23 protein-coding genes and 3 tRNA genes are annotated in these 20,499 nt (G+C 39.3%); 17 read left to right on the top strand and 9 right to left on the bottom strand.

The window, feature by feature from the left end:
* Positions 1–107: 107 nt before the first annotated feature.
* Both AC1XUO_RS18185 and AC1XUO_RS18180 read right to left on the bottom strand, forming a co-directional pair.
* Complete coding sequence (locus AC1XUO_RS18185; protein WP_483331196.1) at positions 108–704, bottom strand: hypothetical protein; 597 nt, start codon at positions 702–704, stop codon at positions 108–110.
* Positions 705–921: 217 nt separating this feature from the next.
* The gene (locus AC1XUO_RS18180) at positions 922–2,187 is read right to left on the bottom strand and encodes a tyrosine-type recombinase/integrase (protein WP_483331194.1); all 1,266 of its coding nucleotides are present in this window, start codon (positions 2,185–2,187) and stop codon (positions 922–924) included.
* Between the two features lie 135 nt (positions 2,188–2,322).
* Between AC1XUO_RS18180 and AC1XUO_RS18175 the strand changes: the two genes are divergently transcribed.
* From AC1XUO_RS18175 to AC1XUO_RS18165, 3 genes are all read left to right on the top strand, one after another.
* Positions 2,323–2,391: transfer RNA gene (locus tag AC1XUO_RS18175), tRNA-Phe, on the top strand.
* A 131-nt stretch (positions 2,392–2,522) separates the two neighbouring features.
* Positions 2,523–2,690, top strand: coding sequence for a hypothetical protein (locus tag AC1XUO_RS18170; protein ID WP_483331193.1), 168 nt, complete (start codon positions 2,523–2,525; stop codon positions 2,688–2,690).
* Positions 2,677–3,048 carry a type II toxin-antitoxin system VapC family toxin gene (locus tag AC1XUO_RS18165; RefSeq protein ID WP_483331192.1) on the top strand — a complete coding sequence of 124 codons (372 nt, stop codon included), beginning with the start codon at positions 2,677–2,679 and terminating at the stop codon, positions 3,046–3,048. Before AC1XUO_RS18170 ends, AC1XUO_RS18165 begins: the two co-directional genes overlap by 14 nt.
* Positions 3,049–3,056: 8 nt before the next feature.
* Here AC1XUO_RS18165 and AC1XUO_RS18160 read toward each other — a convergent pair whose 3' ends face one another.
* Both AC1XUO_RS18160 and AC1XUO_RS18155 read right to left on the bottom strand, forming a co-directional pair.
* The gene (locus tag AC1XUO_RS18160; RefSeq protein WP_483331191.1) at positions 3,057–3,632 is read right to left on the bottom strand and encodes a hypothetical protein; all 576 of its coding nucleotides are present in this window, start codon (positions 3,630–3,632) and stop codon (positions 3,057–3,059) included.
* 46 nt (positions 3,633–3,678) lie between these two features.
* Positions 3,679–4,482, bottom strand: a complete 804-nt coding sequence (locus AC1XUO_RS18155) for a hypothetical protein (RefSeq protein ID WP_483331190.1) — start codon at positions 4,480–4,482, stop codon at positions 3,679–3,681.
* Between the two features lie 167 nt (positions 4,483–4,649).
* Here AC1XUO_RS18155 and ubiE point away from each other — a divergent pair, with 167 nt between their 5' ends.
* The 4 genes from ubiE to AC1XUO_RS18135 all read left to right on the top strand — a co-directional run bounded on the left by ubiE (position 4,650) and on the right by AC1XUO_RS18135 (position 6,408).
* Positions 4,650–5,372: a bifunctional demethylmenaquinone methyltransferase/2-methoxy-6-polyprenyl-1,4-benzoquinol methylase UbiE gene (ubiE, locus tag AC1XUO_RS18150; protein WP_483331189.1), complete on the top strand. Its 723-nt coding sequence runs from the start codon at positions 4,650–4,652 to the stop codon at positions 5,370–5,372.
* Positions 5,321–6,061 carry a type IX secretion/gliding motility protein PorT/SprT gene (porT, locus tag AC1XUO_RS18145; RefSeq protein ID WP_483331188.1) on the top strand — a complete coding sequence of 247 codons (741 nt, stop codon included), beginning with the start codon at positions 5,321–5,323 and terminating at the stop codon, positions 6,059–6,061. The genes ubiE and porT overlap by 52 nt, the downstream gene beginning before the upstream one ends.
* Before the next feature lie 111 nt (positions 6,062–6,172).
* Positions 6,173–6,247, top strand: a tRNA-Val gene (locus tag AC1XUO_RS18140).
* Positions 6,248–6,333: 86 nt separating this feature from the next.
* Positions 6,334–6,408 (top strand) — tRNA-Val (locus tag AC1XUO_RS18135).
* 59 nt (positions 6,409–6,467) lie between these two features.
* On the opposite strand, the gene AC1XUO_RS18130 is transcribed toward AC1XUO_RS18135, so the two are convergent.
* Positions 6,468–7,589 carry a metallophosphoesterase family protein gene (locus AC1XUO_RS18130; protein ID WP_483331517.1) on the bottom strand — a complete coding sequence of 374 codons (1,122 nt, stop codon included), beginning with the start codon at positions 7,587–7,589 and terminating at the stop codon, positions 6,468–6,470.
* Between the two features lie 187 nt (positions 7,590–7,776).
* On the opposite strand from AC1XUO_RS18130, the gene AC1XUO_RS18125 reads away from it, so the two are divergent.
* From AC1XUO_RS18125 to AC1XUO_RS18090, 8 genes are all read left to right on the top strand, one after another.
* Entirely contained in the window at positions 7,777–9,744 is a 1,968-nt protein-coding gene (locus AC1XUO_RS18125; RefSeq protein ID WP_483331187.1) for an alginate lyase family protein, read from the top strand.
* Positions 9,704–10,927, top strand: coding sequence for a glycosyltransferase family 4 protein (locus AC1XUO_RS18120; protein WP_483331186.1), 1,224 nt, complete (start codon positions 9,704–9,706; stop codon positions 10,925–10,927). Before AC1XUO_RS18125 ends, AC1XUO_RS18120 begins: the two co-directional genes overlap by 41 nt.
* Before the next feature lie 39 nt (positions 10,928–10,966).
* Positions 10,967–11,419 (top strand): methylglyoxal synthase, encoded by a 453-nt coding sequence (locus AC1XUO_RS18115; protein ID WP_483331184.1) that lies wholly within the window; start codon positions 10,967–10,969, stop codon positions 11,417–11,419.
* Between the two features lie 47 nt (positions 11,420–11,466).
* On the top strand, positions 11,467–12,087 hold the full coding sequence (locus AC1XUO_RS18110; protein ID WP_483331182.1) for a thioredoxin family protein: 621 nt from the start codon (positions 11,467–11,469) through the stop codon (positions 12,085–12,087).
* Positions 12,088–12,231: 144 nt separating this feature from the next.
* Positions 12,232–13,671, top strand: coding sequence for a 4Fe-4S dicluster domain-containing protein (locus tag AC1XUO_RS18105; protein WP_483331180.1), 1,440 nt, complete (start codon positions 12,232–12,234; stop codon positions 13,669–13,671).
* A gap of 5 nt (positions 13,672–13,676) precedes the next feature.
* On the top strand, positions 13,677–14,210 hold the full coding sequence (locus AC1XUO_RS18100) for an NADH-quinone oxidoreductase subunit J family protein (RefSeq protein ID WP_483331179.1): 534 nt from the start codon (positions 13,677–13,679) through the stop codon (positions 14,208–14,210).
* On the top strand, positions 14,203–14,514 hold the full coding sequence (gene nuoK, locus AC1XUO_RS18095) for an NADH-quinone oxidoreductase subunit NuoK (protein ID WP_255717909.1): 312 nt from the start codon (positions 14,203–14,205) through the stop codon (positions 14,512–14,514). The genes AC1XUO_RS18100 and nuoK overlap by 8 nt, the downstream gene beginning before the upstream one ends.
* 40 nt (positions 14,515–14,554) lie before the next feature.
* A complete protein-coding gene (locus tag AC1XUO_RS18090; RefSeq protein ID WP_235152230.1) occupies positions 14,555–15,001 on the top strand; it encodes a DMT family transporter in 447 nt (148 codons plus the stop codon).
* Here AC1XUO_RS18090 and AC1XUO_RS18085 read toward each other — a convergent pair.
* Together AC1XUO_RS18085 and AC1XUO_RS18080 are read right to left on the bottom strand one after the other, a co-directional pair.
* A complete protein-coding gene (locus tag AC1XUO_RS18085) occupies positions 14,998–15,519 on the bottom strand; it encodes a DUF6265 family protein (protein ID WP_483331177.1) in 522 nt (173 codons plus the stop codon). The two genes, AC1XUO_RS18090 and AC1XUO_RS18085, sit on opposite strands and share 4 nt — an antisense overlap.
* Positions 15,520–15,677: 158 nt before the next feature.
* The gene (locus AC1XUO_RS18080) at positions 15,678–17,570 is read right to left on the bottom strand and encodes an amidophosphoribosyltransferase (RefSeq protein WP_235152232.1); all 1,893 of its coding nucleotides are present in this window, start codon (positions 17,568–17,570) and stop codon (positions 15,678–15,680) included.
* A gap of 446 nt (positions 17,571–18,016) precedes the next feature.
* Between AC1XUO_RS18080 and recO the strand changes: the two genes are divergently transcribed.
* Positions 18,017–18,712, top strand: coding sequence for a DNA repair protein RecO (gene recO / locus AC1XUO_RS18075; RefSeq protein ID WP_483331176.1), 696 nt, complete (start codon positions 18,017–18,019; stop codon positions 18,710–18,712).
* Between the two features lie 91 nt (positions 18,713–18,803).
* Entirely contained in the window at positions 18,804–19,508 is a 705-nt protein-coding gene (locus tag AC1XUO_RS18070) for a hypothetical protein (protein WP_483331175.1), read from the top strand.
* Positions 19,509–19,574: 66 nt separating this feature from the next.
* On the opposite strand, the gene AC1XUO_RS18065 is transcribed toward AC1XUO_RS18070, so the two are convergent.
* Positions 19,575–20,015: a DUF3299 domain-containing protein gene (locus AC1XUO_RS18065; protein ID WP_483331174.1), complete on the bottom strand. Its 441-nt coding sequence runs from the start codon at positions 20,013–20,015 to the stop codon at positions 19,575–19,577.
* Positions 20,016–20,024: 9 nt separating this feature from the next.
* The gene (locus tag AC1XUO_RS18060; RefSeq protein ID WP_483331173.1) at positions 20,025–20,441 is read right to left on the bottom strand and encodes a hypothetical protein; all 417 of its coding nucleotides are present in this window, start codon (positions 20,439–20,441) and stop codon (positions 20,025–20,027) included.
* Positions 20,442–20,499 lie beyond the last annotated feature (58 nt).

Here is a 20,499-nt window from a genome sequence, read left to right as displayed (position 1 = left end):
ATTTTATCTAGTTTTTTTAATTTACAATCTAAGTTGTTTTTGGATAGTACTAGCAATTGACAGAACGGTCAATTACCGTTGAAAAATTTGATATTTCTATATCGAATTTACTTTAAAGATCTAGTTAGCCCAACAGACTTACGATACAAAATCACATTAGCGCTTTCATTTATTTTGTCTCGCGTAAATCCAGAATTAGCCATTAGATCAGATATTGCCGGGTTAGTGGATTCTATAAGTTTGTTGATACCTAAAATTATTTCTGGATCTGCGTCAATTATAGGACTTTCAGAATTTGACTTTATCGTAAGTACTTGAATTGTCTGCTTAAATACTTCCAATGCTCCTGCAATGCGTGATTTGTCAAAGACAATATTTGCTTGAAAAGATACTGGATTGTTTAATTCTGTTTTTTTATCCAAGCATTCATAGATCAAAGCAAAGTCTGGTTGTATATCATCATCAATGCTTTCCTGAGAACAAATTACTAAGTCAGGGCCGTTTATAAAATCAACATTTTGTTTAAGCACCTTCGTGACATTATAACCCAAGTCTGGATTGGGGTTCATAAAAAAATGCTCATCTAGTGCTCTATCAATATCAGATACGCCAACTTGTGGTAAATAATAGCCGTTCTCAGATGTTAATAATTTGCTTAGGCGATGGCCAATAGTGAAATATTCAATTATTTTTTCACTTTTCATTACGCCTCCGACTGTAAATTGTTTTGATATTGTACACCGGGAATTGTTCTATGTCAAGTCATTTGGTATTCCGATATAATGTAAAATGATGGGTCACTTCCGAAAAATTAAACTTTTAGATAGATAGTAGTGAACTGATCAAATAAATAATACTATATATACAAAGATGCCAATTTGATGATCCAATTCGCAAAACGCTGTTCATCATTTTAATATCTTAATTTTTTGTTGATTCGCTTGTTGAAGCCTTTTTTGTAGTTGACTTCTTTTTTACTTTACCCGGATTTAAGACGGCATCCAAAGCGTCATCTGCATCTCTGTTTATAAATGCTGATTGATACCCAATTGTAGTAGTGACTTGTGAATGACGATAAAGCTTTTGAAGCATTTGAATATTGATTTTGTCGCCAGCTTCGGTCGCAAAAGAATGCCTCGCAATGTGCATCGTCAGTTTTTTCTCAATACTTGCCGCAGGTGCTACGTCCTTCTTTAAACACTTGTCGATAGCGCTTGTCTTAAAGGCGATAGTGCGTTCCATGATAAATTGATCCTTCTGGTCTACACCTTTCAGTTCTGGAAATACAAAGTCATTTTCGGAGCGTTTGTCATTTCTATACTCATCTAAAATTGCTTGTGCTTTTTGAGAAACTTTCAGTGAACCCCCCTTATCATTTTTACCCATGATGTAGACCAGCCTCCCGTTTTGAAAGTCTCTCCATTTTAAACGTAAGAGGTCCGACACGCGCAGGCCGGCAAAATAGAAAGAGAACAGCCATAAATTTCGACAATGATGTGGGCGTGGAGGTAAGACTGCATTTTCCAAAGATTTTATCTCTGTTGCGTTCAAACCGATTTTTCCAGTTTCTGGAAACTTTATTACTATCTTACCTTTCCCGAATGGTGTTAGGTCTGGCTTGATCAACTCTCCTTTTCTTGCATAACTAAAAACGGACCTAACCATCGATAGGTGATTGACCGCCGATCTTTCTGACAGTTTCAAGTTATTTTTGACGTAAGACTTAAATTTTTCCAAAACGGAAACATTGATTTCCTGAAAGGAAATGTTTCCGTTCAAAAATGTTTTGAAGTGGTTAACCCGAGGTTTGTCGGCTGTGTATTGATTGTATTTTCCTGCCTCTTTAAGGCTTTCAAGGTATTCATCTGCTTGCTCAAAAAACATAGGGACTGATCTTTTCTTCTTGCTCGCCTTAATGGAAGCGGCAGAGATTTCGGGTCTTTCTTTTTCAAGATCAACAGCCCGTTGACTGATTTCAGCAATCCGTTGTGCTATTTGATTGTTTATATTTACAGCATCATCGCAATTGTTCCGACAGCATCCCCGGCCAGTATCCCAATGAATTCTTTTGACACTGAAGCCTACAGGAACGTAGCTCGTTTTGCGATCCTTCGTTATCCGAATTACAATCGGAAACGTTTCATCTTTCTTTTTATCTGGTTTGAGTACTGCTTTGATTGTTGCCATACATCAAAGTAAGTAAAAAAAAATGTCGTAAACAATTGGTAAACAATTCATGATATTACCTGATTTCAAATGAAATCATAATAAACCAAATTTGGGTTAAAGACTTCATAATCAGAATATAACCACTGTATCGGAAGCTATAGAACTTATATAAGCAAAGGACTGAAAATCCTTGTGTCGGCGGTTCGATTCCGTCCATCACCACAAATCCTGTTAGAAGAAATTCTAGCAGGATTTCTTTTTTTGCAAGAAGTCTAAAAAATAATATTTGGAAAGCAGAATTTATCGTGGATTCACGTGATTTTTTTAGTAAATTCATATAAAATCCATCCAATATGACAATTATATTAAAAAAGGGGATACCATTCGATAAGGTCGATGAGCAAATTAAAACTGCTAAAAGCACCCAAAAGAAGCCTGACATGAAAAAATATGCAGGCACAATAAAATTAAAAGAAGATCCCATGGTCATTCAAAAAAGAATGAGAGATGAGTGGGATTAATATTTTATTAGATTCTAACATAGCTCTATACGTTTTAAATGGAGATTCTATTTTAGTACAGTATCTTCAAGATAAAGTTTTTTACGTTTCGTTTATTAACGAATTGGTATTATTAGGATACAAGAAAATTACATCCGCAGAAGAGGCGAAGATAGACTTGTTTTTAGAGGACTGCGCGATTGTAGATATTAATGAAGGTATCAAAGAAATCACAAAACAAATCCGCAGAAATTATTCTCTAAAACTTCCGGATGCAATTGTAGCGGCTACTGCCATTTTTTTAGGCATTCCGTTGCTGTCCGCAGATAAACAGTTTGGTCAGGTTTCAGATCTAACTTTCGTTTTATACGAACCTTAATTTATTTATTACTTCCCAAATATCTTCCTATCCGTTATCTCACCACGGTGCTCTTCAAGAAAATCACAAAATAGCCTGATCTGAATTTCCTGAACTGAAAAATCAATTGTCTGATCATAATTCTCCTGGTACACATCCTGGAAATCGGTGATAACGTATCTCAAAGTTCGTATACCTTTTGATCTTAAGGCAGGTAAATAAAAGTTTTGATGACTATGCGCAAAGCGGCCTTCCTGGTAACTGGTTGTTGTTTTAATATCAACGGCGAGCGTTTTTCCAATCACATCCACATACCCATATAACATAACATTGTCGAGTTGATGTTCACAATATACCTGCGTTTTCATCATCGGGCGAGGCAACAGCGCGCGGACTTTGTCAAGAATCTCTGAATCAAAAGCCTCTTCATTAACTCCTTTTATTACGGCTTCTTCAAATGAGGAACCTCTGGCCTGCGCGTCCGTTTGCGGCACAGGTACGCGGTTGATCCGGTTTAAAAAATCCTGATGTTCGATGTATCCTTTCTGATAACGATCAAAAAGATTTAACAGGGTTGGATAAAGATTATAAGCAATGGAAGCCAAAAGTATGTTTGTTTAGCTGTTTGTATTTAACAAAGATAAAAATCCTTTATCTTTTCCCGCGTTTGGGATATTTGCTAAATCGGTATGTTGCGGAAAGCGATAAGTAGCTGAATTTGTCATTGGGGGTTTTGCTGTAAGAGTCGGCCTCCTCAGGATTGATCAATCGGATTCCAGATGTTGCATCCACCTTATCTGTCCGAACAAAATAAAATCGGTAGTCAACACCAAAACAAAGTTTTTCAAAAAGTTTGTAGTCAATCGAAAAGCCGGCCGGAATAACACGTTCGTTTGTTTTTTTTATTCCAGGACTGCCGCGAGGATTTCCCCAGCGAAGGAAAAGCGGGTTTCGTGCACTGGATGCGCTGTTCGTAAATCTCAATAACCTATTACTGGTAATGTCATAGGCATTGGCACTGAACATCATGAGCCCTAAACCACCGTAGAAATGTACATCCAGCTCTCTGTCGGGGTTTTGAGTAAATTGTTCAGACAAATTCCATTTGACCAGTAACTCGATTGTATTATATTCATTTATAAAGTAGGAATTGAAAAAGGGGATTTCTTCGCCGCCAAGTTTCCCCAAAGTATATTCGAAAGATAAAGAAAAAGGGTTGTTGAATTTCCGGTCCACTCCCATGCCAAGCATCCCATGCATATCCTGTTTCTGCAATTCGCCATAAAATTGCGTAAGTCCACCGCGAACCGTCAGCGAATAACGGGATGTAACTTTCGACACCATATTTCCGTTTTTGTAACGATTATAAGCCTCGTTCCAGCTCTGGCGTCTTTGCGCGTGTGTGGGGAAATATAGAGTAATTACAATAAAAAATTGTAAAAATTTACGTATCATATCTATAAAGTGTGTGTTGCCTTGTAACAAATTTAAAACTATCTGCCTTTTTATAAGCGTGCTTCTCTTAAAAATCAGCAGTTTATGCAAACTTTACATATAGGATTCAAAACCATAACCGATAAATATCTGTTAGTTTTGTAATTCTAATTTTATGCTAATCGAAAATGAGTGTAGTACCCTATAAAGATAAGGACAGCAGCAAGCGGGAACAGGTAGCAGAAATGTTCGATAACATTTCTCCGAAATATGATTTATTGAATCATGTTTTAAGCGGTGGCGTCGATATTTACTGGCGTAAGCGAGCAGTTAAATTATTGAAAAAGCAGCAGCCAAAAGTGATCCTCGATATCGCAACGGGTACGGGTGATTTCGCTATTGAAGCACTTTCATTAAAACCTGAAAAGATTATTGGCGTTGATATTTCCGAAGGAATGCTGGCCGTTGGGCGTGAGAAAATTGTCAAACTTGGAAAGCAGGATATTATAACTTTACAAAGCGGCGACTCGGAAAGTTTAGCCTTTAAAGACAATTATTTCGACGCTGTTATCGTTTCGTTTGGAGTACGGAATTTTCAGAATTTGTTGGCTGGGCTTACCGAAATGAACCGCGTGATGAAGCCTGGAGGAACCTGTGTTGTCGTAGAATTCTCTAAACCAAAATCTTTTCCGTTTAAACAGTTTTATAACTTTTATTTCAAATATATATTACCAACGATAGGAAAGACCGTCTCAAAGGACAGTTCTGCCTACACCTACCTTCCTGAGTCTGTTCAGGCATTTCCGGATGGGGAGGCATTTCTTGAAATTTATAAAAAAGCAGGTTTTAAAAATACTAAATGCATACCATTAACCTTCGGGATTTGCTCCATTTACACAGGACAAAAGTAATTATTGGAATCTTGTTCTTTTTTGTGGTATCACAGGAAGCCAAGGCACAGGGACAAGGATATGTTCGGCGACATCTGGAATATTATGACGATAAACCAATCCACTACGGGATTTTATTTGCAGTTCCTTTTACGAGATATAATTTCCGGCATAGCGAGCCCAGCGGCTCTCCAACAGCAGGTGACTCAGCTTATCTGATTCAGTCGCCGATGAAAGGAGCGTTCCGTATGGGTTTTACGATTAATGCGTATTTAAACGAGCGGTTTGATATCCGCACCACGCCGTCGGTTTCACTATACGAAAGGGAGTTGAAATACAGCTATCCAAATAGTCCTGATAAAATAAATAAAAGGGAATCGACCTGGCTTGAAATTCCTTTGCTTGTGAAATATAAATCCAAGCGCCGGGTTAATACCAGAATGTATATGATTGCCGGCGTGACGATGGGAATTGAAACCAATGTGAAACGAAGCAGAGGAGGTGGAACCAGTAATGGAAGGCTTGATACCCAGACTTCAGATTTTACGCTTGACTATGGTGTTGGTTACGAACGGTTTTTCGAGTTTTTCAAATTTGCACCTGAATTACGCTTTTCCCATGGATTAAAAAATGTTTTTCAAGGTTCATCCAACACAGGTATCAGCAGATTGACATCGCATACAGTAACATTATACCTGAATTTTGAATAATTTTATTTCTGATTATCAGTTGCTTAAAAATTATTAGTAAAATTTTTTAAACGATAATTTGGATAAAGAAAATCAGTCGTGCATATTTGCACTCCCGAATGACGACAAGAGGGGCTCTTAGCTCAGTTGGTTCAGAGCACCTGCCTTACAAGCAGGGGGTCGCTGGTTCGAATCCAGCAGGGCCCACAAAAAAAGTGAGTTAGTAATAACCCGCTTTTTTTAATCTTTTTTCTGAAAGTAGAAAAAGCGTTGTTATTTTGAAAATCCCGAAAGGGCTCTTAGCTCAGTTGGTTCAGAGCACCTGCCTTACAAGCAGGGGGTCGCTGGTTCGAATCCAGCAGGGCCCACAAAAAAGCGAGTTAGTAATAACTCGCTTTTTTTGCTTTAGACGCATTTCGTTTTCAAATTAAAGATCAAGCACAAATTGATCAGCCAAAGTTGTAGTCATCTCATTGTCTGGTAATTCTTTCAGCGGAATGGTGTAATACTTTCCCAGCAGTGTCAGTTTTCCATTTGTTTTTTTTATGGCAATTTTTAGGAATCCATGCTTGTTGTCAGCATAACTTTCCATATTCACCCCTTCAAATAATTTTGGATCAGTAAAAAAGCGCGGATCACTAAGTTGCGCAACCGGATGCAATTCATCATACCCGCCTGCGCCTGCGACGATAAAGGGAACCACTTTTCCATTTTTATATTTTTTAGTAAACCGCTGATAATTGTGGACATGACCGCTGAAAACAATATCAGGTAAAACGCCGGTTTCTTCAAAAGCTTCTTCCAGAAATTCAATCATCGGAATGCTGGAACCATGATTAATATCTGCTGTATAGGGTGCGTGATGCAAAGCCACGATCAATGCTTTTTCTGACTGTTCCCGGCCAGCAGCTTTTAACTCTTCCTTAAACCATTTTCTCTGGTCCGGTGTAACCACACCAAATTTTGGAACATTGCCATGCAGTCCGATAATATTGGCCAGAGGTGTTTTTAATGTCCAGTATATATTTGGCTGGATCATACTTTTTCGCTCCATACCGAGCCCGAAGGCAATAGGTCTGGGTTCCGTATCACAAAAAACGGCTTTGAACGCGTCCAGGCTCTGATATGGTTTGGCAGCATTGGGATTTACATCACTATCGTGATTTCCGGCAATGGCAAAAATAGGGCCGGGATATTTTTGATAAGGCTCAAAAAATTGGGTGGAGTATTTGTCAGCTTCTCCGAAAGTGTAAACAACATCCCCCAAATGATATAAAAACTGAGGTTTTTCGTCTTCATCACTTTCACATTGGTTGGCCATTGCCGCAGCTACAAAATGTTGAAAAGCCGGATTTCTGACGCTTCCTGTATCCCCGAACATGTGAAAAATCGTCACGTCCTCATTGACTTCTGGTAAAATTTGCTGCAAGGATAAATGATATGGATACTGGCCGGTCGGCGCAGGCAAAGGCTGAAATTTATAGGTATCGTCCGGCTGGTCTTTTTTGATAACAGGTACCGTATATTTTGTAGGATTCGTTGGAGTCATGTTCACAAGTTATAACTAAAATTACTGCCGGGTTTTAAGGTGTGATTAAGAAAATATGTTTTTTAAAATATCTTCTTAAAAAGCAGTACAAAATTTCTTCAAAGATAACCTTTGAAAATGTAATCTCTTAAATAGATAAGTTGACGCTGCTTCTCTATCTTGCATTTAGGCTTACACACACACTTCCATGAGACAAATTGTTAAAGGCATAACTGCTTTGCTTGATGCTTTACAGCTTCTTCAAAACATGGGTTTCCGCTACATTGCATTCAGGTTCTGGTTTGAATTCCAGAGAACTGTTGGTATATTAAAGATCCGCTTTCCCGTACACCCAAAAGAGAAAACTTTTATTTCTTTAAAAGAATGGCAGAATCTGTCTGTCAGATTTTTTCTGCCGGAAGTCTCAGATTTTAAAGAATTTCATCCCGATTTAAAAGTACTTGCGAGCCGGGTTAAAGCCTTTCAGCGTAATAAAATTTTATTCTTTTCTTCAAAATATTTTACCGTTCAAGATTGGCTGACAAATCCTGAAAGTGGATTTCGGTATGACATTTCTAAACACTGGACGGAAATTCCTGATTTTTCGACCAGTACAGGAGATATCAAATATGTCTGGGAAAAATCGCGATTTGCCTTTTTATACGACTTGATCCGGTACGATTATCATTTTGGAAAGGATCAGTCTGAAACTGTTTTTAAGGAAATAAATTACTGGATCGATTCAAATCCAGTCAATCAGGGACCTAACTGGAAATGCGGACAGGAAATTACATTGAGAGTTTTAAACTGGACTTTCGCGTTGCATTACTACAAAAATTCGTCTTCATTAAATGACCAGCTTTTTTCAAAAATCATCAACAGCATTTATCAACAAATGCGGCATGTGGCCGAAAATATTAACTTTTCCCGCATCGCTGTCCGAAATAATCATGCGTTGACGGAAACGCTGGGTTTGTATCTTATCGGGCTCCTGTATCCATTTTTTCCGGGAAGTAAGTTGTGGAAGAAAAATGGCAAGTTATGGTTTGAAGAGGAAATAGCCTGTCAGATCTATGAAGACGGAACGTTTCTTCAATTCTCAATGAATTATCATCGGGTTGTTGTTCAGCTGCTTAACTGGGGAATTCATTTGGCGCATCTCAATCATGAAATTTGGAGACCGGTTGTCTATGACCGTGCCCGGAAATCTTTACATTTTCTCAAAACTTGTCAGGACCAAAAATCCGGACAGTTACCTAACTATGGAAATAACGATGGAGCTTTATTCTTTCCTTTATCAGATTGCGATTTTCGGGATTTTCGTCCGCAGCTGCTGGCGCTTGGAAACTTGCTGGGAGAAAAATTAAACTATGGAACAGGTCCCTGGCAAGAGGAAAAAATATGGCTTGGAATTCCTGATCGTGTCGGCAATTCGGAAATTGGTCCTGAAAATATTCAGCAATACTCATTTTCAAAAGGAGGTTATTACGTTTTAAGAGATCACGAGACCATAACCTTTCTCCGCTGTGGAAGTTACCAAAACCGCCCTTTTCAGTCAGATAATCTGCATCTTGATATTTGGATAAAAGGGAAAAATATTCTTCGGGACGCAGGATCTTTCAAGTACAATACGGAAAGAAAATGGACGAACTATTTTTCGGGAACGGCTTCTCACAACACGGTTATGCTCGGAGATTTTGACCAAATGAGAAAAGGTGACCGATTTATCTGGTACGATTGGATCCGGAAAAGCAATGGATTTTGGAAAGTTGAAGAGGATAAAACAGTTTTTGATGGCTGGTTTATTGGTTTTAAAAAATTGGGTAAAAATATTATTCACAGACGCAAGGTTTCCAAATCGTTCGGTTCTGCTCAATGGACTGTGGAAGACTGGATTGAGAATGCACCAGAGCATCTTGTAATGTCTCAAATCTGGCATCCGTCAGATGATTTTTTCGAAACTTTCGATATCACGGCTAATCTTAAAAACGGCGATGAAATAAAATTAACAAAGACGAAGGGATGGTATGCCGATCGTTATGGAGAAAAAAAGACGGCTTATCGGATCGTTTTCAACACGACCGAACGATATATAAAGACAGAAATTGGTGTAAAAATTAAAACCGAAAGCCCAAATGCGTATTCTTTTGATACATCAGTTTTTCCTAGAAGATGATGAGGGAGGCGGATCGCGTTGGAATGAAATAAGCAAGATTTGGAAAGAGAATGACCATGATGTGACTGTGCTTGCTGGCATGACGCATTATATGGGAACCGGTATAAATCGTCATAACAGGAAATTCTTTCATGTAGCTAAAAATTGTAACGGAATTCAGGTAATTCGCTGTTTCGCCGGTGGTAATTCGAAAAGTATACCCAGAAGGATAATCTCATTCTTTTCATTTGCACTATCTGCTATTTTGGGTGGTTTGTTTTATGCAAAAGAAAATTACGACGTGATTATTGTTACCTCACCTCCACTTTTCGTTGGCATAACTGGCTTGTTTCTGAGCTGGTGGAAAGGCATTCCTTTTATTTTTGAAGTAAGAGATTTGTGGCCGGAATCTGCCATTGATCTTGGTATTTTAAAAAACAAAAATCTGATTCGTCTGGCTTATTGGTTTGAATCTTATCTGTATAAAAAAGCAAAACTGATCAATGTCCTGACACCGGCTTTTAAGGAATGCTTGATTGCAAAAGGAATTGATCCAAAAAAGATCATATATATCCCCAATGCGGCAGACTTTCCAAATGCTGAAAAAGCACTTTCGACATTTGATCATGCACAATTCAGACAACAGCATCAGTTGCAGGATAAATTTGTAATTACATACGTCGGGGCACATGGTATTGCCAATCATTTGGTTCAAATGTTGGATACTGCTGAATTACTAACAGATACCAATGTCATCTTTCTGCTTATCGGGGACGGCGCACAAAAGCAATTTCTGATTAAGGAAGCGGAAAAACGTAATCTTAAAAATGTTCGGTTTATTGATTCGGTTTCAAAGTTTGAAGTCTTCAATTACATTCACGCATCGGATATGGGCACTTCGGTTTTAAAGAAAACGAATAACTTCAAAACCATTTATTCAAATAAAACCTTCGATTACTTTTCCTGTAAAAAGCCTGTGCTCATGGCAATTGATGGTATTTCAAGAAAATTAGTAGAAGACGCCCATGCGGGTGTTTTTATAGAGCCAGAGAATCCGAAGGATTTCGCCCAGAAGATTCGTTTTTATATTGATAATTCATTGCTGGTCAGGGAACAAGGTGAAAATGGATATTGGTATGCCAAAAATCATTTTGACCGGGAGGTGCTGGCTGTCCGGTATTTAAATTATATTCGGGACGTATGAAAATTCAAATGTTAAAAATCTTTGGTTAACTCACAATTGATGGAAAATTTCAGAAAGATTGCTGTCCGCAAACGCATTGCGATGGTAGCGCATGATAATAGAAAAGTAGAGTTGCTGGATTGGGCAAATTCAAATCGTGAGCTGCTTTCAAAAAATAGTTTATATGCCACCGGGACAACCGGGAAATTACTCGAAGCCTTGCTTAATCAACCCGTTGAACTTTTGCTTAGTGGCCCATTGGGCGGCGATCAGCAGGTTGGGTCCATGATTGCAGAGGAAAAAATTGATCTGCTGATTTTTTTCTGGGATCCGATGTCAGCCCAGCCGCACGATCCGGATGTTAAAGCATTGTTGAGGTTATGTGTTGTCTGGAATATTCCGGTTGCTTCGAATCGGGCTACGGCTGACTTTATTTTTACTTCTCCTTTGATGCACGAGGATTATGTTGCGGTGCAGACAGATTACAGCAAATATTTGAATCGTGTTGTCTGAACTGAAATCACGCTATTTCGGTTTTTTTAATGAACAAAAACACTTTTATGAATAACCTTGCGGATTTATTTCAAAGCGGGACGGAGCGTAAAATTTATTCCTATCCTGACTATATGTTATTGATGGAGCTGGTTGTAATGGAACAAAGAACAACGGGCATAAACCAGTCAGAAGAGCTTAGGGACTACACAAAGTTAAATCTGCACAGAATGCAGCGGCTGAATAAAACGGTTGTACTCAGTGAAAGTTTAAAGCAGGCGATTAATCAGATCCAATTACCTCAAACCTGGTATGTTCTGACAGAGGCCTGGTGTGGTGATGCCGCGCAAAATATTCCGGTGCTTGCAGCCATTGCAAAGCTGAATCCATTAATTAACCTTCAATTGTTGCTGAGAGATGAAAATCCTGATCTGATGGATTTATATCTTACCAACGGCGGAAAATCAATTCCTAAATTGATTGCCGTTGATGGATCTTTTAATGAATTATTCAATTGGGGTCCGCGTCCCGCCGGTGCACAGCACATGATGGAAGAATATAAAATAAATCCCGTTAAGCCATTCAAGGAATTTGCTGAGGATATCCACAAGTGGTATGCCGTGGATAAAACGGTGTCTGTTCAGAAAGAATTGTTGGCTATATTGGAAGGTGTTTTGATTGAGAAGTAAGTTTTTTGATAGTTTACTCTATCTTTGCAATAGGCTTATTTTCGGACTTTCCGGATGTCGTTTTGAATTGAAAATTGAGACTTGTAACTATTGTCTACGTACTTTAAAAATATATCAGAGGGAATCAGTACCACGTTAACGGGTATGAAACTGACGTTGCGACATTTATTTGCCGCAAAAAATCGTCGGGTAAATAATGATATCCGTACAGGCAATTTCTATGATATGCAGGACGGATTAGTCACGATCCAATATCCGCTTGAAACAATCCCTATCCCGGACAATGGACGTTATCGACTTCATAATGAAATAGATGACTGTATTGTATGTGATAAATGCGTAAAGATCTGTCCTGTTGACTGTATCGACATTGAACCGATTAAAGCTATTGAAGAAATTGGGCGCGCGTCTGATGGTTCTCCAATTCGGCTTTATGCTGCGAAGTTTGATATTGATATGGCCAAATGCTGCTATTGTGGGCTTTGTACAACGGTGTGTCCCACGGAATGTCTGACCATGACCAAGACTTTCGATTATAGCGAAGTTGATATTCGGGATATGGTCTATAATTTCGGAAACCTGACAGCTGACGAGGCACAGGAAAAAAGAGATCTGCTTGACCAATTCCAAAAAGAGAAAGAGGCATTAAAAGCGGCACAAAAATCAGGAGCTCCTTCGGAAGTTGCTGCAACCGCGCCTACGGCCCGTCCGGCATTTAAGCCAACAATTAGACCAAAACAGGAGGAAGTAACGGCGAAGGAACAATCTACTAAACCGGAAACCGTCAGACCAAAACCAGTATTTCAACCGAGGAAACCAGCTCCTGTTGAAGCAAAAGCGGATAAGGAAGTGGCGGCTGATGAACCAGTTGTTGAAAAACCAGCAGCCAAATTGCCGTTTAAGCCAACGATGAAACCAAAAACACCGGTTTCAGAAAGTAATGAATCGACGAGCGAAGAAATAAAAAATGAGGAAGTAAAAGCCAAACCAGCGTTCCGTCCAACGATGAAACCGAAGGTGGGAACTTCTTCTGAATCAGAACCAGCTTCTCCAAAACCTGCTTTCAGACCAACCATGAAACCTAAACCGCCGGTTTCAGAAAACACGGAACCGACAGGAGAAGAGGTTAAAAATGAGGAAGTAAAGACCAAACCAGTGTTTCGTGCTAAAATGAAACCGAAGGAGGAAATTTCTTCTGAATCGATACCAACTGCCGAAACTTCACAAGAACCGGCTGCTCCGAAACCTGCTTTCAGACCTACGATGAAACGGAAAACTCCGGTTTCAGAAAATAAGGAACCGATAGGAGAAGAAACAAAAAATGAAGAAGTAAAGGCCAAACCAGCGTTTCGTCCTACGATGAAACCGAAGGTTGAAACTTCTTCTGAAGCAACGCCAACTTCTGAAACTTTCCAAGAACCAGCTGCTCAGAAACCTGCGTTCAGACCAACTATGAAGCCAAAACCGCCGGTTTCAGAAAACACTGAGTCGCCGAGTGAAGAAATAAAAAATGAGGAAGTGAAAGCCAAACCGGCTTTCCGTCCAACGATGAAACCGAAACCCAAATCACCTGATCAGGAATAATTTACATGAATATGGAGATAGCGGCATTTTATGGATTTTCGGGCCTGGCGATTATTTCAGCGCTTTTCATATTATTTTCCAGAAATCTTATCTATGCGGCATTTGCTTTATTTGTAACTTTTCTGGGCGTTGCAGCCCTTTACGTATTAGCGGGTGCTGATTTTTTAGCGGTCACGCAAATTATGGTTTATGTTGGAGGGATTTTGGTGCTGTTAATTTTTGGCATAATGCTAACGCAAAAGGCAGACCGAGAGGCGGTCTCTTCAACGCCAAACCAAGTAATCGTTTTTGTAAAGCGCCAGTTTTGGGGATTTTTAGTGGGAACAGGTTTATTTGTATTCCTTTCTTATATTATCGCCACTGCAAACTTTAAAATGACCGGCGCAACAAATATGTCCCGATCGACTTTGAAAACGATAGGGGTGGAACTTATGACGAGCCACTTGCTTCCTTTTGAAATTGCGGCGGTACTTTTGCTGATGGCCTTGGTCGGTGCGGCATACCTTGCTTTAAATAGAAATCCTGTCTCTCATGATTAATATCCCGGTAGAACATTATCTGATCGTTGGAGCAGCCTTGTTCTGTATCGGTTTGGCAATAGCCATAACGAAACAGCATTTGATTGGTATATTGCTTGGTATTGAATTAATGCTGAATGCGGTAAACATCAATTTAATTGCTTTTAGCAGACATGATCCTGAAAAGATCGGCGGTCAACTTTTTGCTTTGTTTGTGATTGTAGTGGCAGCGGCAGAAGTAACGGTTGCGCTCGCTATTATCCTGAGAGTTTACGGACATTTCCGCACTGTGGATCCGGACAAGGTCAATGAATTAAAAAAATGAACACTCCAAATTTGAAACCAAATCTACAAGGTCCACAAATATGAATTGGTTTTTTCTGCTTCTGGCGTTTCTGATTGGCATGGCAAATACGGTTCAGTCTGGAGTAAATGCCCAGCTGCGGGTCGCGCTTGGAAATCCGTTAATCGCAGCCATCACTTCATTCAGTTTTGGACTCTTTGTTTTACTGGTTGCTTTCCCACTTTTCAACCAGAACCCGATTCCAAGCCTCGCTACATTTCGTGATGTAAGTATTTGGAAATATGCTGGAGGATTTTTAGGCGCATTTTACGTCGTCACCGTTATTTTTATCGTACGCGATATCGGTCCTGCCAATTTGATCTGTCTGGTTATAGCCGGACAAATGTTAGCCGCAATGGTCATTGACCACTACGGCTTTCAGGGTTTTGCAGTACATCCCATTAGTTTTGCCCGGATATGCGGTGCAATCCTCTTAATGGCCGGCGTTTATCTGATTTTGAAAAATTAAGGTATACGGTTAAAAACAAACAAGTCCATAAATTCCCATTTATTGTTTTCAAGTTTCCCCCTTCTGATCACGAGCTGATTCTGGCTGCGTCTTTCGTAAATAATACGAACAGAGATATCGTCTTTTTCAAACAGCGCTTCATTCTTTTTGGCCTCAATAAAATTGTAGGTATCCGAAACTTCTTTTTCTTCCAGCGAAATCATTCCAGGCTTGAAATGTTTAACGTGCGCAACCGGTCCTTTTTCCGTCTGTTCAAAGGCGAATAACTCATAAAGTGTTGCTTTTCCATCCTTTACCATACGAATAAAGCCGACAATATTGTCTCCTTCCGGTGCTGTCCAGGATGCTTCGATGGTTCCACCGTTATAACTACCTTTCCAGCGGCCATCCAGAAAACTTAAATCTTTCAGACTTCCGCTGCTTACAGTCTGGGCATTTGAGGAAGTGAAAATTAACGACGCAAAAATGAATGCGAGTGATAATGTTTTACAAAAAAAGAATTTGTTGAATCGGATCATATGGATTTAGGTTTTAATAAAGTGCCAAATTAGAAGTTATTTTCAATTTTACCGAATTAAAGAAATAGGATCACTCAACAAGATCAGCACTTTTGACACAAAAAAACAGTCGTCCGATTATCGGACGACTGCATCAATCTATAAGAAATTCATGTTAATTAATAAGCTCTTTCCAGTTTGCCCTCATGAGAATTGGCAAATGCTCTGTTCACCACTTTGTTTCCTCCGGGTGTTGGATAATTTCCAGTGAAATACCAATCTCCAAGATGGTTAGGACAAGCTTTGTGAAGATTGTCTACCGTTTGGAAAATTACAGAAAGCTCAGCATTCAGATCCTTCGGGCGAATAATCTCAGCAATTGAATCTGAAATTTCATCATCGGTAAATGGATCGTAAAGCGCCTTCACATAATTGGTATGGAAAGAATTTTTAGTCGCAATCGAAGCCACAGCCTTGGTGTAAACTTCTTCGATCAAGTCATCCATATTCCTGTCTTCCAACAATTTCAAAACAGCTCTGAAAGCCACGAAATCTTTCATTTTTGACATGTCAATACCATAACAGTCAGGGAAACGAATTTGCGGCGCAGAGGATACAACCACAATTTTCTTTGGCTGCAATCTGTCAAGCATCGTCAAAATACTTTTTTCAAGTGTTGTACCACGAACGATCGAGTCATCAATAATTACAACAGTATCAACATTTTTCCGAACCACTTCAAAAGTAGTATCGTAAACACTGGATACCATATCATCACGAAGAGCATCTGCGGTAATAAAAGTCCTTGATTTTACATCCTTTGTCACCAGCTTTTCAATACGGGGACGGAAGGATAATACTTTTTCCAAATCAGCTTCAAAAAGAATTCCATCCATGATGGCCTGTTTTCTTTTCTTGGCCAGGTATTCTTCCAAACCTTCGATCATTCCTAAAAAGGAAGTTTCGGCCGTGTTTGGAATATATGAGAATATCGTGTTTTCCAGGTCGTAATTGATCTCTTTCAAGATCTGCGGAATCAATAATTTACCAAGTTGCTTACGCTCGTAGTAAATATCCGGATCTGTTCCCCGCGAGAAATAAATACGTTCAAAACTGCATGAGCGTTTTTCCAAACGAGGCAAAATAGGGAATTCATTATATTCTCCGTTTTTATCAACTATAAGTGCCGAACCCGGAGTAATTTCCTGAATTTGAGAATATTCTACATTAAACGCAGCCTTGATCGCTTGTTTTTCTGACGCCACCACAACAACTTCGTCATCAGCATAATAAAATGCCGGACGAATTCCGGCCGGGTCACGAATGACGAATGAAGCTCCATAACCTGTTAGGCCACACATCGCATATCCGCCATCAAAGTCACGGCAAGATCTGTAAAGCAGTCTTTGCAGGTCGATGTTTTCTTCAATTACGTCAGAAAGTGTAGGGTTTTCGTAAATTCCTTTGAAGCGATCAAACACACGCTGGTTTTCTTCATCCAGAAAATGTCCAATTTTTTCCATGACAGTCACGGTGTCCACTTTCTCTTTTGGGTGCTGTCCCAATGATACTAATTTGCCAAAAAGCTCGTCAACATTGGTCATATTGAAGTTTCCGGCCATCACCAGGTTACGGCTCCTCCAGTTACTCTGACGAAGCATGGGATGACAGTTTTCAACCTCGTTCGTGCCATGCGTTCCGTAACGTAAATGACCCAGCCAAACTTCGCCTGTAAATGCAAGATTTTCCTGTAACCATTTTGCGTCGTTGATACGCTCTTTATTATCCTTCAATCCCTTACGAAACTTCTTATGAATCTTCGAAAAAATATCAGTAAGAGGCTGAGGTTCTACCGATCTGTAACGGCTTATGTAGCGTTTTCCCGGCGGAACATCGATTTTTATATTGGCTACACCGGCTCCATCTTGTCCCCGGTTGACCTGTTTTTCCATCATTACTGATAGTTTGTGCACGGCATATAGCGGCGTGTCGTACTTGTCAATGTAGTATTGAAATGGCTTTCGAAGACGGATGAGTGCAATCCCGCACTCATGCTTTATGGCGTCGCTCATAAGAAGAATAATGAGTTAGAAATATTTTCGTTTGCTGGCTGCAAATCTTATTCCTTTTAATAATTTGTTAACGAATGAAAAACGTTCTTAGTTCGTAAACCCGGAATAAAGGTACAAATCCTTTCCCTTAAAAAACTTCTAATCTTACGGTTTTTTTCTCTCGATTTTTTGCGAGCCGAAGTTGAAGTAAACCACTTATGCCTCGCCAGCCACATGGAACTGGGTTTATGAAAATTTTAACACTATTTTTTTATATTTTATTTAAAAAATAACACAGCCAACCAACCATTATAGTTTTTAAAATAATTTAATTATTTTTCTCTTGAATTGTTTTACAGTGCAGAGAAAGCCAGGTTAAGTGCCTCAGGATAGAAATAATTTGAATCAGATTATTTTGTAAAAGTTATCGTATTGTTAATTCCTACCTTAGCAGAATAGTCTGTATTATGTTACATAAAACCAAAGGAGTTGCGCTTAGTTATATTCGTTACCGGGAATCCTCGATTATCGCGAAGGTTTACACGGAGTCGTTTGGAATACAGACCTACATCGTCAACGGTGTACGCAGCAGCAAATCTAAGTCGAATAAAATTGCGCTTTTTCAGCCGCTCACCTTATTGGATATGGTCGTGTATCATAAAAGTAAGGACGACACAATCCATCGGATCTCTGAGTTAAAATGTTATAATCCTTTCCAGACACTTCCATACGATATGTATAAATCGAGCCTCGCGATGTTTGTAACGGAAATTCTGGGAAAAACTTTGCGGGAAGAAGAAACAAATGAGCCGCTGTTTCAATTTATCGAGGAGTCTGTTTTATATCTTGATGAAGCAGTCGACCATTTTGAAAATTTCCACATTCAGTTTTTGTTACAACTTGCTTCATATTTGGGATTTGGAATTGAAAGTATTGCTGATCTGGAAGGGGAATTACGCGAAAATCATTATCCGCATATTCCGGATGTCAAGGAACACCTGGCAACGGAACAATTATTGCTGCATGGATACGGTGTAGTGGTAGCACTGGACCGGAACAGACGTGTAGACATTTTGGAAAAACTTCTTTTCTTTTATAAAATTCACATGGATACGTTGGGCGAAATCAGATCTCTGGACGTTTTGAAGGAAGTTCTTCGTTAGTATGCAGGTGGTATTAACATTTGAGAAAACCAATTTCTCTAATCTGGCATAATTTTGATGCAGAAGTCACACAAACGTAAACTAAAATAGCATGAAACAACTTATTATCCTTTCATTATTATTATGCGGTACTGTGGCGATGAGCCAGGTTCCGAAAGGCGCCTGGAAATCTCAGGAACCAACAGGTAGTACGTCCACTTTAATTGTTGCTGAAAATTATTTGACTATCGCCTCATACAGTGTTTTAAATAAATCTTACGAAAGAACAGAAGGCGGCCCTTTTACTATGCAAGGCGATAAGATGACTTATACGCCGGAATTTAATCCGTCGGATACTGCCAAAGTTGGAATTCCAATTGTCTTCACAGTAGCGAAGAAAGATGGTGTGCTCACTTTAAAATACGAAGAAGCGATGGTCTGGATGAAAATTGATGAAAGCGAGAATGCACCTATGTCGGGCCTTTGGCGGATTACCGAACGTGCAAACGACGGTCAGGGAGCATTGGTAAAAATTCATCAGGAAGGAACGAGAAAAACTTTGAAAATTTTATCAGGTACACGTTTCCACTGGATCGCATTTGATGCTGCTGACAGGACTTTTTACAATACGGGAGGAGGAACCTATACGGCTAAGGATGGTAAATATTCAGAAAAAATCGAGTTTTTATCAAAAGACAATAATCGGGTAGGGATGAGCCTGACGTTTGATTACAAACTGGAAAACGGCCGTTGGGAGCATACCGGAAAAAGCACAGCGGGCAAACCGGTCCATGAAATTTGGGAGAAGGTGAAATAGTAGTTTTGGAGTATCCTGATTTACGTGTAGTTATTTAAACCAGGTGTTTAAATAACTACACGTTTTTTATTCTACCACTTCCGCGTTTTTCAAAATGTAATTCAAATGCTCAATATCAGATGGATTTAGTTGTAAAATTCCTTTTACCGTTCGTACCTCATCGGTTTTAAACCGCAGCTTTTTATTTTTGAATTGAAGTTCCATAATCGATTCCGGCCCTGAACCTCCGCAGAAAAAACACATGGCCATTGGTTGCGCGGAGACAACATAGACATTTTCATTCTCGTCAACCGGAATTATATACCCTTTAATCTGAATCTCCTTTCCCTGCAAAGCTTTCACAGTCGGGCCGAATGTTGGATAAAGGAAATACATGTTCACTTCCTTATTGAGTTTTCTTGCAAATTCCACATCCGACAACTTTTTCCAGTTGATCAGCAGCGGACTTGTTGCGGCAGATAATGTCAACGCAGCGGTCAACATAAAAATCGTTATTCCTGTTTTCATTGGCTGATGTCAGTCTCTTAATTTGTTTAAATCTTTTTGTAGTTGCTCTATCGCAGCTTTGGTACTACGCTGATAATCAAGCATCGATTCATCTGTCATTTGTGGAGCTGCTTTGTGTTCATGATGATGCGCTCCGCCTTCATGATGATGTTCGTGATCAAAACCAGGAACTTCAACAATTCCTTCCTCCCATAATTCAACCAGCTTATGCAAACTATCCAGTTTTAAAATTAAAGCAGAATCGCCATTCGTGACAGCAACTTTTTTCTTTTTTTTAATCTCATTTTCGATGCGCTCGTGGATAGCAACGGATTCCAGGTGTATTTTATTTGCTTCAGTCAGTGCTTCGCTTTTTGTTTTATCGGAAGCACATGAATTTAAAAGGAAGAGGGCAAGTGCGGCAGGAATAACAAACTTTTTTATCATAATAACTGAACTCTATTATTTGCAACTATGTTGCAAAAATGATAAAAAAGATTGAATC

Source organism: Dyadobacter sp. HNCC25DJ186 (assembly GCF_056895235.1).
The sequence above is the reverse complement of the archived record's forward strand: the minus strand, read 5'-3'. Positions and strand labels throughout refer to the sequence as shown.